Origin of the sequence: Saccharospirillum sp. HFRX-2 (assembly GCF_043196805.1) — a bacterium.
In the GTDB taxonomy this organism is placed as follows: domain Bacteria; phylum Pseudomonadota; class Gammaproteobacteria; order Pseudomonadales; family Natronospirillaceae; genus Saccharospirillum.
Window position 1 is genome coordinate 173363 of sequence record NZ_JBEBMU010000005.1, and the last position, 11016, is coordinate 184378.

14 protein-coding genes are annotated in these 11016 nt (G+C 58.9%); 4 read left to right on the forward strand and 10 right to left on the reverse strand.

The features are described from left to right. Positions 1-89 precede the first annotated feature (89 nt). Together ABMA60_RS12375 and ABMA60_RS12380 are read left to right on the forward strand one after the other, a co-directional pair. Entirely contained in the window at positions 90-1445 is a 1356-nt protein-coding gene (locus tag ABMA60_RS12375) for an aldehyde dehydrogenase family protein (protein ID WP_392803494.1), read from the forward strand. Positions 1446-1560: 115 nt separating this feature from the next. Then, positions 1561-1761 (forward strand): RSP_7527 family protein, encoded by a 201-nt coding sequence (locus tag ABMA60_RS12380; RefSeq protein ID WP_392803496.1) that lies wholly within the window; start codon positions 1561-1563, stop codon positions 1759-1761. A gap of 135 nt (positions 1762-1896) precedes the next feature. Here the strand turns inward: ABMA60_RS12380 and ABMA60_RS12385 are convergent, their stop codons facing one another. After that, the gene (locus ABMA60_RS12385; RefSeq protein WP_392803498.1) at positions 1897-2433 is read right to left on the reverse strand and encodes an NUDIX hydrolase; all 537 of its coding nucleotides are present in this window, start codon (positions 2431-2433) and stop codon (positions 1897-1899) included. Positions 2434-2469: 36 nt separating this feature from the next. Then, positions 2470-2838 (reverse strand): DUF3135 domain-containing protein, encoded by a 369-nt coding sequence (locus ABMA60_RS12390; RefSeq protein WP_392803500.1) that lies wholly within the window; start codon positions 2836-2838, stop codon positions 2470-2472. Between the two features lie 300 nt (positions 2839-3138). Here ABMA60_RS12390 and ABMA60_RS12395 point away from each other — a divergent pair, with 300 nt between their 5' ends. Beyond that, the gene (locus ABMA60_RS12395; protein WP_392803502.1) at positions 3139-3753 is read left to right on the forward strand and encodes an NUDIX hydrolase; all 615 of its coding nucleotides are present in this window, start codon (positions 3139-3141) and stop codon (positions 3751-3753) included. After that, positions 3750-4196 carry a helix-turn-helix domain-containing protein gene (locus tag ABMA60_RS12400; RefSeq protein WP_392803504.1) on the forward strand — a complete coding sequence of 149 codons (447 nt, stop codon included), beginning with the start codon at positions 3750-3752 and terminating at the stop codon, positions 4194-4196. Before ABMA60_RS12395 ends, ABMA60_RS12400 begins: the two co-directional genes overlap by 4 nt. On the opposite strand, the gene ABMA60_RS12405 is transcribed toward ABMA60_RS12400, so the two are convergent. The 8 genes from ABMA60_RS12405 to rsxA are packed head-to-tail and all read right to left on the reverse strand — an operon-like array spanning position 4165 to position 10966. Beyond that, positions 4165-4938, reverse strand: a complete 774-nt coding sequence (locus ABMA60_RS12405; protein WP_392803506.1) for a hypothetical protein — start codon at positions 4936-4938, stop codon at positions 4165-4167. The genes ABMA60_RS12400 and ABMA60_RS12405 overlap by 32 nt on opposite strands. Positions 4939-4948: 10 nt before the next feature. Further along, positions 4949-5581 carry an endonuclease III gene (gene nth, locus ABMA60_RS12410; protein ID WP_392803508.1) on the reverse strand — a complete coding sequence of 211 codons (633 nt, stop codon included), beginning with the start codon at positions 5579-5581 and terminating at the stop codon, positions 4949-4951. A gap of 55 nt (positions 5582-5636) precedes the next feature. Beyond that, positions 5637-6344, reverse strand: coding sequence for an electron transport complex subunit E (locus tag ABMA60_RS12415; protein ID WP_392803510.1), 708 nt, complete (start codon positions 6342-6344; stop codon positions 5637-5639). Further along, on the reverse strand, positions 6341-7018 hold the full coding sequence (gene rsxG / locus ABMA60_RS12420; protein WP_392803512.1) for an electron transport complex subunit RsxG: 678 nt from the start codon (positions 7016-7018) through the stop codon (positions 6341-6343). Before rsxG ends, ABMA60_RS12415 begins: the two co-directional genes overlap by 4 nt. Further along, positions 7011-8042 (reverse strand): RnfABCDGE type electron transport complex subunit D, encoded by a 1032-nt coding sequence (locus tag ABMA60_RS12425; protein ID WP_392803514.1) that lies wholly within the window; start codon positions 8040-8042, stop codon positions 7011-7013. The genes rsxG and ABMA60_RS12425 overlap by 8 nt, the downstream gene beginning before the upstream one ends. Continuing rightward, positions 8039-9820, reverse strand: coding sequence for an electron transport complex subunit RsxC (rsxC, locus tag ABMA60_RS12430; protein WP_392803516.1), 1782 nt, complete (start codon positions 9818-9820; stop codon positions 8039-8041). Before rsxC ends, ABMA60_RS12425 begins: the two co-directional genes overlap by 4 nt. Next, entirely contained in the window at positions 9817-10377 is a 561-nt protein-coding gene (gene rsxB / locus ABMA60_RS12435) for an electron transport complex subunit RsxB (protein ID WP_392803518.1), read from the reverse strand. The genes rsxC and rsxB overlap by 4 nt, the downstream gene beginning before the upstream one ends. A 4-nt stretch (positions 10378-10381) precedes the next feature. Beyond that, positions 10382-10966 (reverse strand): electron transport complex subunit RsxA, encoded by a 585-nt coding sequence (gene rsxA, locus ABMA60_RS12440; protein ID WP_392803520.1) that lies wholly within the window; start codon positions 10964-10966, stop codon positions 10382-10384. Positions 10967-11016: the final 50 nt, after the last annotated feature.

The following is an 11016-nucleotide window of genomic DNA, read 5'->3' on the forward strand; positions in this document are numbered from 1 at the left end:
ATTGTGGTTAAATTACAAAAAAACTGCCACCTATCTGTGAAATTCGCTCATTTAACGGCGTTTTTCGCCTCAAAATGAAAGGTTCTTACATGACTGTCTTCCATTCGGTTAATCCAGCCACAGGTGAAACACTGGGGCAATGGCCGATATGGACAGATCAGCAACTGCTGGCGGTGATCGATGAACAGGCCGGTCACTGGCCGAGCTTCGCCGCTACGCCTTTGTCACAACGCCTGGCTTGGTTAGCCGCTTTCGGTGATCGTCTGGCTGAGCACCGTCACACTCTGGCGCTGTGCATGACCCGGGAAATGGGCAAGCCTCTGGCGCAGTCGGAAGCCGAAATCGATAAGACCCGCGCGTTGATCGATTATTTGTGCGTGGAAGTTCCCCGAGCATTTGCAGCACAGTCGTTGACCCAGGGCGTGGCGCGCAGAGCCGTTGCTCTGGGTGGCGTGCTCGGCATCATGCCGTGGAATTACCCGCTGTGGCAGTTGGCGCGATTTGCGCTGCCGGCTTTGGCGGTGGGCAACAGTGTGACCATAAAGCCCGCGCCCAATGTGTGGCAATCGAGTGTTTTGTTGGAGCAATGGATTGCCGAGGCGGGTTTTCCTGCGTCGGCTTTGCGGCTGGTGCGTGCTGATATCGACCAACTGCCGTTGCTGTACGATCACCCGCATCTGCGCCAGGTGCACTTTACCGGCAGTCGCGATGTCGGTCGGCAGATTGCCGCAGCCTGTGGTGAGCGCCTGAAACCCACGACCCTGGAATTGGGTGGCAACGATGCCTGGCTGTTGACTGACAGCGGTGATGTCAGCGCTTTTGTCGAGGCGGCGCTGAGCTCACGTTTGAACAACAGCGGCCAAAGCTGCCTGTGCGCCAAACGCTGGCTGGTGCCGCAAGCATCGCTGGATTTGGTTTTGGCATTTCTCGACGCCAAATTACCGCTTTATCAACCGATGTCGCCGGAGCATCCGGACGCACGTTTAGGCCCATTGGCGCGTGCCGATTTGCGGGATCAGTTGCTGTCCCAGTGGCGCCAACTCTGTAGCGAGGCGCAACGGCGCAGTGCCGACCCGGTGGTCGATGGACAGTTTGTGTCGCCGGCCTGGGCAGTGCTGGATAATCCACTAACCAGCCAGGTGTGGCCGGAAGAAGTCTTTGGTCCGCTGATTCAGCTGGCCGCATACGACAACCTGGATCAGGCCGTTGCCTGGGCCAATCACAGCGGCTACGGGCTCGGTGGCTCGGTCTGGGATGCCGACCCGCAACGGGCTTCTGAGCTGGGCCTGCGTCTGCACACGGCCAACCTGGCCATTAATCGACCGATGCGCAGCCGCATTGACGTCAGCTTTGGTGGTCGCGGTTCATCGGGTTGGGGTGTTGAGCTCGGTCAGGACGGGATTGCTGCGCTGATGCGCGGTCAGGTTCAGTACTTTAACGAGTGAAAAATATTCACTCATAGCGTGAAAAAGCATCGTTTGTGAGGCGGCAGTCAGCTGCTTACTCTGTGTGCTGTCCGAATGACCAAACCCAAAGGGGGTCAATATTATGGATAGCAAGATGACCGATAGCACCACGCTCGCTCTGCAAGAAGCCGGAGTGGTATTGGATGACTGGGGCAATATCGACGTTGCTCACTACGAAGCCAAGGCTGTGGAAATGCGCAGCGAATATCTGACGCAGATGTTTGCGTCCTGGCGCAGCAGCGCCGCTCACGCCATCCGCGCCGTCTTCAGTGCGCCGGTGACGCGTAACGTTTAACAGTCTGGGCCGGGTTTTTTCCCCGGTCTGTGCGAGCAAGCTTGAGTACAGTCAGTGCTCCGCTAGGGAGCGAACTTTGACCGGGTAAGGGTTCTTGCCCGGTTTTTTTATGGCCCGGTTTTTCTAGGACCCGGTTCAGCGCGGCTCAATGGCGCCGGTCAGCACGGCTGGTACTTCCTGGTCACGAACCTTCAGGTAGTGCTCTAAAGTCGCGGTGATGGTGCGGAAAGCAATTTCCTGCCAGGGCAGGTCGTTCAGCTCAAACAGAGCGACCTCGCTGCTTTCCTGGGTAATGGAAAATTCAAAATCCGGCATATCGACACGGTAAAAGACGTGCACCTGATCGAACTCGGGCAGGCTGATCATCGATAACAGCACCGGGTTGTGCGCCTTAACCATCGACTCTTCCAACGTCTCACGCAGTGCGCCTTCGACTACGGTTTCGCCGTTTTCCATAAAGCCGGCGGGCAGTGTCCAGTAGCCCAGACGCGGTTCAATGGCGCGCCGACACAACAGAATACGACCATCGGGGGCAACCGGCAGGGTGCCGGTGATCAGGCGTGGATTCTGGTAATGGATGCTGCCGCAGTGGTCGCACAGATAGCGCGGGCGGTTGTCCATATCGGGAATGGCGAACCGCAGAGGTTGGCCGCAATGACTGCAAAAATTCATTGAATTGAAGCGGTGGTGGCTGGAACGACCAGCCTATCAGGACTCGTCGGCTTCGTCTTCCCAAGAACGCGGGCGCAGTGGGATAACATTGGTGGGTCGCGATGCAACCGGCTCGGAAACGACCGTCAGAGTGGAGAAGTCGTTCAGGCTGTCGCACAGGTCGGTGACGCGTTCGTGCATCATCTGCGACATCCGCATGCAGCTTTGGACCGGGTTTTTGGCTTTGCGGCGTTCCATATCGATGGTGAACTGCAAGCCTTGCAGACGTTGGCGTTGATTATCCGGAGCGCGATCAATGAAATCGCGAATCAACGAAGTACGAAGGTGTTCCAGGCCGTCTGGATCGCGATTGGCCAAGTCCATCAAGGTATCAAAGTTGGGTAGTTCTTTTTGGAGTTCCGCCATGAGCGACTTCCTCACCCACTTCCTTGGGGTTGTTCGGGCGACACCGCAGCGCCGCGATCATTTAGGAGCCTTGCGCGAGTTATTCAGAGGCTCTTTACTTCGGCTGGAATCCTTGTGCTCCCTTTCCCAGCCGCTGATAAAGCTAGCATCGAAAAACCGATTTGGGTACCCGTATGGCAATCTCTATCAACGTTAAACGGCCAAATTGTGATTCAGAACGCTGGTCTGCTGCCGATACAACAAGGTTAAGCCCGGCGGCGAGGTCAAGCCACGGCTGTCGAAATATGAGATGCTGTACCCATGAAGCCTGTCAGTCCCCATCAAAACCGTTTTATTGAGCCGCTGCGCTCACATCGCCCACGTCAGTTGACACTCACCACACCCAAAGCCGGTGTGCTGGTACCTTTGGTTGAAACCGATGAGGTGGGCGTATTGCTGACGGTGCGCGCGGCGCATCTTAATAGTCATCCTGGCGAGGTGGCCTTTCCCGGTGGTATGTGGGAGGTCGAAGACAGCGATCTCGCCGAGACCGCCTTGCGTGAAACCCACGAAGAACTCAACTTACCGCCGTCGCGCATCGAACTGCTGGGCTCGCTGTCGACCGGTTTGTCCAAGTCGGGAGTGCAGGTGTTTCCCTACGTTGGCTGGGTTGAGCATCTGGATGATTGCCGGCCGAGCCCGGATGAAATTGCTGACTGGTTTATTGTCCCCTGGGCCTACTTTGCCGATACCGCGCCGGAACTAATGCCGGTGCATCGTCATGGCGTCGATTTCCAGATTCCGCATTATCATTACCAGGGACGCCATATCTGGGGGCTGACCGCTATGATTCTGTTGGAACTGATTAACCTGGTCGAAGGCACCGACTGGCCGCTGCCAGCCTTTGCACCGAGCGATGACGATTTCCCGCTATGAGCTTTGCTGATCGCTTGCGCGAACTGATTGGCACCAGCTCTGTCAGCGCCTTTGCCCGCCGCGTTGATCTGGGTGAAAGTCTGATTCGCAAATACCTCAAAGGCTCAGAGCCGACCTTATCGCGGGCTAACCAGATTGCTGACATCACCGGCTGCTCGCTGGAATGGCTGGCGACTGGCCGTGGCACGCCGGATTATCCGGTCGATGCTGTCGATCTGGTGGCGATGAAAGCGGCCATTTCGATCATGCGTCAGGAAGCGGGTCTGGAAGCAGAGGAAGCGCCAGAAGATGACGGCCTGATACGCACCGTCGCGGTCTATCAATACTTGCGCGTTAACCGCCAGCGTAATGGCGAACCGGACATCCAACTGGGTCGTGCCTTTGCGCGCTTCTTGCGTAACGAAGAAAACCTCAAGGCGTTTCGCGACGAGCGGGTGCGCTGATCCAGGCCAGACTCAGAGCGCCGGCCCCACACTGCCGGGCGCTGGCGTCATCCATAGCGCTCAGCCAGCAGCGACCACCACGCTCATGAACTCCCTGATGCCAGTCCCGGAAAGCGGTCAGTGCTTGCAGTGAGGTCGGATCCCCGGCGTAACTCAGGTTGAATGAAACCTTAGACGGTGCCAGGTCGCTGCTGAGTTGCAGCAAGGCCTGAACCGGGTTGTTACTGGATAAGAGGCGTTGTTCCCGGCCAGGCTGGCATTGCATCACGCCAGCGGTGGTGCGACGCCAGCGCCGCATCCAAGAGGGTCTGTTTTCATGCCACTGAGCTGAGCCAGCAGGCAAAGCCAGGTAGTGCTGAACCAGCGTCTCCGTCCGCGCCAGCTGCGCTCTTATCGCATCGGGATGCCATTGCCGTTCAAGCAAGTCGGCCGCCGTGCTGACCATAATGCCCAAGGCCGCGTAGCCATGCCGACTGCCAAACAACCGCAGATAAAAAGGGTGTTTTAGCTGGGCACTGAGACGCCGGTCTGCAAACTCGGTCTGGTGCTGTGCAACCAGCCTTTGCCAGCGCTCTACCGGTCGCTTCGAACCCACCGCCAGCAAGGCGTCACACTGATAGAGCCAATTATTGATCAGACGATCGGCAAAGCCGTTAGTACCCGTCAGGCGGTCGATCGGAAATCGATTCAGTACGCCCTTGGGCAGATGGCAGTTGGTGTCGGTAATCAGCAATCCATGCACGGCTATCCACTCATTCTGTTTTGTCGCGGTACTCGCATAAATCTTCGATCAGGCAGGCGCCACAACGTGGTTTGCGGGCGGTGCAGGTATAGCGACCGTGGAGGATCAGCCAGTGATGGGCATCCATCATAAACTCGGCGGGAATTAGCCGGACTAGCCGTTGTTCGACTTCCACCACGTTTTTACCGGGTGCAATGCGGGTGCGATTGGCCACCCGAAAAATGTGCGTATCGACGGCCATGGTGGGTTGGCCGAAGGCGGTGTTCAGCACCACATTGGCGGTTTTACGACCGACGCCGGGCAGTGCTTCCAGCGCTTCGCGGGTCTGTGGTACTTCGCCAGCGTGCAGATCGAGCAGTTGCCGGCACAGCTTATGGACGTTTTCGGCTTTGGAATTAAACAGACCGATGGTTTTGATGTAGTCCTTCAGGCCATCGACGCCTAGGTCGTAAATCGCCTGAGGCGTATTGGCGACCGGAAAGAGTTTGGCGGTGGCTTTATTGACGCCCTTGTCGGTCGCCTGGGCCGACAGCACGACGGCGACCAACAGCTCAAAGGGGCTGCTGTATTCGAGCTCGGTTTTAGGCGAGGGGTTGGCCTCACGCAGGCGGGTGAAAATCTCGATGCGTTTGGCTTTGTTCAAGCGGTCGTCTCCAACGGTGGTCGATCAGCAAGGCTACTCGAAGAGTCGGGTTGTGTTAACTGATATGGCCGGTGACCCGAACTCTTTTGGAACCGGCCACAACCCGATCAGCCTTGGCCGCGCGACGGGCTTCAATGCCCGTGTCGATGCGGTTTTTCAGTGCAATCAACAAGCCTAAACCGACAAAGGCGCCGGGCGGCAGAACGGCAAACAGAAAGTCCGGATAGTCGGGAAAGAGGGTCAGTTCCCAGCTGGCCGCAGCAGGCCCGAAGATCAGTTCCATATTGGTCAGCAGCGTGCCCTGACCGATGATCTCGCGCAGCGCGCCGAGCACCAGCAACACCGCCAGGAAACCGAGGCCCATCATCAAGCCGTCGAGCATCGACGGCAGCACCGGGTTCTTACGCGCAAAGGCATCGGCGCGACCGAGAATGGCGCAGTTGGTGACGATCAGCGGAATAAAGATGCCCAGCACCTGATAGAGCTCGTAGGTGAATGCTTGCATCAGCAATTCAGCGCAGGTCACGAAGGACGCGATGATCATCACGAAGGCGGGCAATCGAACGGTATCGGGCACGTAATTGCGAATCAGCGACACCGCCGTATTGGAACCCACCAAAACCACCAGCGTTGCCAGCCCCAGGCCCAGCGCATTGACCACCGTGCCGGTGACGGCCAACAGCGGGCACAGGCCGAGTAGCTGTACCAATGCCGGGTTGTTGCTCCACAGACCATTGCGGGTCAGTTCGCGGGCATCGCTCATTCGCTGGGCTCCTGCGTTGGGTTGATGGTCAGTAACACTGAGCGGTTGAGTTCAAAGAACTGCAAACCCCGGGCGACGGCGCGTACCACGGCTCTTGGGGTGATGGTGGCGCCGGTAAGCTGATCGAAAGCGCCGCCGTCCTTTTTCACTTGCCAGTCTTCCAGCGGTGGCTGCCCCAGAGATTGACCATCAAAGCCGTGAATCCAGTCGGATTTAGTAACCTCAACCTGATCGCCCAAGCCGGGTGTTTCGCGATGTTGCACTACGCGCACGCCCATCAGGGTGCCATCGTGATCGACGGCCATGATTAAGCGGATGGCTTCGGTATAACCTTCCGGCGCCACTAACGGCAAAATCACCGCTACCACTTCGTCGTTCTGCTGAGCCTGATACCAGAGCGCTGGCTCGGGCAAGCGCAGCAATTCGGTTTGGGTTAAGCCGGCTAAGTCCGTGGGGTAGGCGGTATCCAGCAGTTCATTATCGTGCTGATCGGCCGGGACCAGCGCCAGCAATGTCTGAGCTTCGAAAGCGCGTTTGTTGTCGGCGATGCGCTCGGCGGTCAGTTGCTGCGTCAGCGCGATCAGCCCCGCCGTTAACACAGCAAAGAGCCCCAGCCCGATGGCGCCACGGCGAATAGCGCCGCTCAGGGTGATGGTGTCGGTCGGCTCAGTCATCGCGCTTGAATCCTTTGATGGCTTTGCGGTGGCCGTAAACACGCGGTCGGCTGTAGTGGTCGATTAGGGGCGCGGCAAAGTTCATCAGCAGGACCGCAAAAGCAACCGCATCCGGGTAATTACCCCAGGTCCGAATCAGGTAAATCAACACGCCAATACCGGCGCCATAAATCAGTTTGCCTTTGTTGGACGTTGCCGCGCTGACCGGATCGGTGGCGATAAAGAAAGCGCCGAGCATGGTGGCACCACCGAGCAGATGCAGCGACAAGGGCACGCGCAGATCGGCGTCGGAGCCAAACAGCAGGCTCATTATTGCCAGCGCACCGAGCAGCGCGACCGGAATATGCCAGCTGATGATGCGCTGCCAGATCAGCAAAACGCCACCGATCAGAAAGGCTAGGTTAGCGATGTCCCAGCCCTGGGCGACAAAACTGCCAAAGACAGGCTCACGCAGTACTTCGCTGGCGGTCAGGTTGGCGATATTGAGCTTGTACACATCCAAAGGCGTTGCTGCTGTGGCGGCATCGATCGGTACGCCGCCAGCGAAGATCACCGACAGCGTGTCGGCGAATGACAACCACTGATCCGGGTTGGCCCAGCGGGTGGTCATATAGAGCGGCAGCGACACCAGCAGCAAGGTGTAAGCCACCATGGCCGGATTAAACGGATTGTTGCCCAGCCCGCCGAACAGATGCTTGGCGAAGATCAGCGCTAGAGCAGTGCCCAGCACCGTCAGCCACCAGGGTGACAGCGGTGGCAGCGCCAGTGCCAGCAAAGCAGCGGTGACCAGGGCGCTGAAGTCTTTGAGGAAGAACAGCACCGGTCGGCCGCGGGCTTTTAGCAGAGCGGCTTCGGTGATGATGGCAGTTGCGCCAGCCAGTAATGGATTGATCAGATAACCCCAGCCGAAAGAGGCAATCAACACCACCCAGCCCGGAATCAGCGCAGCGAGCACTAAGGCCATCACGCGGCTGACGGAGACCGGGCCTTGAATATGGGGCGCTGTCGGCGTGCTGTTTATCATAAGGCGTTACCCTGATCTCGCGCCGTTTCCAACGCTTGCTGTGCCTGGCGGTGTTTCTCTTCCAGCTTGGTGATGGCCTTTTGCAAAGCGGGCACGGTATCTGGCGCCTCCTGCTCGGCGGCGACCAGGCGCTCATTGGCTTTTTTGACCTTGGCTGCCGCCAGTTCCAGTGCTTTTTCCAGATCGGCCAGGCTTGGCTGGCCGTTGTCAGCCGCTCCGGTTTGACGTTCAGCGCGCTTGGCACGGGCGCGTTCCAGCGCTGCCTGGACCGGATCCGAGCTGGTTTCACCAGCCTCGGTCTGCTTGCGTGCCTGGGCTTCAGCGGCGGCTTTGGCTCGGGCGGCGCGGCGAGCTTCTTTTTCCTGCTGTTCTTTTTCCAGTCGCGCCTGGCGTGCTTCGAAGCGTGCCCGGGCGCGTTCGGACTTAATTTGTTCTTCGCGCTCCTGGCGAATTTCGCCCTTGGCGTAGCGGTAATAGTGCACCAGCGGAATGTGGCTAGGGCACACCCAGGCGCAGGCGCCGCATTCGATGCAATCGGCGATGGAATGCAACTCGGCGCTGTCCAGATCGCGGCTCTTAGCGGCCCAGAACAGTTGCTGCGGTAACAGGCCTGCCGGACAGACCTGCTCGCACTGACCGCAACGAATGCAGGGGTTGTCGATCTGGCTCGGCGGCAGTTCTTTTTTGCTGGGCACCAGCAGGCAGTTAGTGGTTTTGCTCAGCGGCGCGGTGATGTCGGGCAGGGCAAAACCCATCATCGGGCCGCCCATAATGACGCGGTCGGCTTTTTTCAGATGCACGCCGGCCTGGTTGAGCAGGGTTTCGATGGGCGTGCCGATCAACACTTCGTAGTTGCCGGGGCGGTCGGCGGCGGCACCGGTGACGGTGGTAACACGCCGGATCAGCGGTTCATCGTCGATCACTGCGGCGCGAATGGCGGCCAGCGTACCGACGTTCTGGCAGATGATGCCGAGGTCGGAGGGCAGGCCTCCGGCGGGCACTTCCTGGCCAGTAATCAACTGTATCAGTTGTTTTTCGCCGCCACTGGGGTACTTGGTGGGCACCACCGTGACTCTTAATGACAGCTCAAGTTGTTGAGCTGCTGCGGTCATGGCGGCCAGGGCTTCGGGCTTGTTGTCTTCGATGCCCAGACGAATAGTAGTGGCGCCGACCAGGCTGGCGGCAATGGCAGCGCCTTCGAGAATCTCAGTGGCGCGTTCGCGCATCAGCCGGTCGTCGGCGGTGATATAGGGTTCGCATTCGGCGGCGTTGATGATCAGCGTATCGATGGCGTGATGGGTGTTGCGGTATTTGACGTCGGTTGGGAAGCCAGCGCCGCCCAGACCGGCCAGGCCGCAATCGCGCAGGCGTTGAATCAGTTCGCTGGCGTCGCGTTGGCGCCAGTCCGGATAACCCTGACGCTCACGCCAGGCGTCTTCACCATCGGCTTCGAGCACAATGCAGGGCGCGCTCAGCCCCGACTCGTGCGCAATGATGCGATCTTCGATGGCGACTATGCGGCCCGAGGTCGGGGCGTGGACGGCGGCGCTGATGGCGCCATCGGCATCGGCCAGAACATCGCCTTTACGCACCGTCATGCCGACGCTGACGCGCGGTTCGGCGGGTGCGCCCAGATGCATGCGCAGCGGTAACACCAAGACGGGCGGCAGCGGCAGTGTTTCGATGGCGGTGCTGTTCGATTGCGCTTTGTTATCAGCCGGATGTACGCCGCCGTGAAAGCGATGCGGCCGGTCGGTGATGATCAGCGGAGCATTCATGCGGCCTGCTCCCGGTCGGTGGCAATCAGGTTGGCGGGTTTATCCAGATGCCAGTGGTCGAGGTCAGTACCCACTTCCACCATATCGATGCAATCGACCGGGCAGGGTTCCACGCACAGATCGCAGCCGGTGCATTCGCTTTCGATCACGGTGTGCATCTGTTTGGCGGCGCCGAGAATGGCGTCGACCGGGCAGGCCTGAATGCACTTGGTGCAGCCGATGCATTCGTCTTCGCGAATGACCGCCACCATCTTGGCTTTCTCGACGCCGTGTTCGGCATCCAGCGGCTCGGGTTCGACATCGAGCAGATCGGCGAGCGATTGAATAGTAGCTTCGCCGCCCGGCGGGCATTTGTTGATCTTGTCGCCACCGGCAATGGCTTCGGCGTAGGGCCGGCAGCCGGGATAACCGCATTGGCCGCATTGGGTTTGCGGCAGAACGTTATCGATTTCATCGACGATGGGATTGCCTTCGGGCTTGAACCGCACCGAGGCATAACCGAGCGCCGCGCCAAGAATGGCCGCCACGATCAACAGAGTAATAACCGCTGTCCACATCGTCTTAACCCACCGCAACCAGGCCGGAAAAGCCCATAAAGGCCAGCGCCATAATGCCGGCGGTGATCATGCCAATCGCCGGACCCTGAAACGGCTGTGGCACATCGGCTACTGCCAGACGCTCGCGCAGAGCGGCAAACAACACCAGCACCAGCGAGAAACCCACGGCAGCGCCAAAGCCATAGAGGAAGCTTTCGACCAGCGAATTCTGCCGGCTGATATTAAGCAGGGCGACACCGAGAACGGCGCAGTTGGTAGTAATCAGCGGCAGGAAAATACCCAGCACCCGATACAGCAGCGGGCTGGTTTTGCGCACCAGCATTTCGGTGAATTGCACCATAAAGGCGATCACCAGAATAAAGCTGATGGTTTTCAAATAGGTCAGACCGAGCGGTACCAGCAACCAGGAATAAACGATGTAGCTGGCGACCGACGACAGCGTCAGCACAAAGGTCGTCGCCAGTGACATACCGACGGCCGTTTCCAGCTTGTTGGACACGCCCATAAAGGGGCATAGGCCTAGAAACTGAACCAGCACAAAGTTGTTCACCAGAATGGTGGCTACCAACAGCAGTATGTAGTCCGTCATTGCAAGTCCTTGGCGCGGCGCTTGAAGCGGGCGTCATTATCGGGAAACCG

Coding starts and splice junctions, on each gene's coding strand:
- rsxG (WP_392803512.1), bottom strand. CDS start 7,018: ATGACTGAGCCGACCGACACCATCACCCTGAGCGGCGCTATTCGCCGT.
- ABMA60_RS12425 (WP_392803514.1), bottom strand. CDS start 8,042: ATGATAAACAGCACGCCGACAGCGCCCCATATTCAAGGCCCGGTCTCC.
- ABMA60_RS12375 (WP_392803494.1), top strand. CDS start 90: ATGACTGTCTTCCATTCGGTTAATCCAGCCACAGGTGAAACACTGGGG.
- ABMA60_RS12395 (WP_392803502.1), top strand. CDS start 3,139: ATGAAGCCTGTCAGTCCCCATCAAAACCGTTTTATTGAGCCGCTGCGC.
- ABMA60_RS12385 (WP_392803498.1), bottom strand. CDS start 2,433: ATGAATTTTTGCAGTCATTGCGGCCAACCTCTGCGGTTCGCCATTCCC.
- ABMA60_RS12400 (WP_392803504.1), top strand. CDS start 3,750: ATGAGCTTTGCTGATCGCTTGCGCGAACTGATTGGCACCAGCTCTGTC.
- rsxA (WP_392803520.1), bottom strand. CDS start 10,966: ATGACGGACTACATACTGCTGTTGGTAGCCACCATTCTGGTGAACAAC.
- rsxC (WP_392803516.1), bottom strand. CDS start 9,820: ATGAATGCTCCGCTGATCATCACCGACCGGCCGCATCGCTTTCACGGC.
- rsxB (WP_392803518.1), bottom strand. CDS start 10,377: ATGTGGACAGCGGTTATTACTCTGTTGATCGTGGCGGCCATTCTTGGC.
- ABMA60_RS12380 (WP_392803496.1), top strand. CDS start 1,561: ATGACCGATAGCACCACGCTCGCTCTGCAAGAAGCCGGAGTGGTATTG.
- ABMA60_RS12415 (WP_392803510.1), bottom strand. CDS start 6,344: ATGAGCGATGCCCGCGAACTGACCCGCAATGGTCTGTGGAGCAACAAC.
- ABMA60_RS12390 (WP_392803500.1), bottom strand. CDS start 2,838: ATGGCGGAACTCCAAAAAGAACTACCCAACTTTGATACCTTGATGGAC.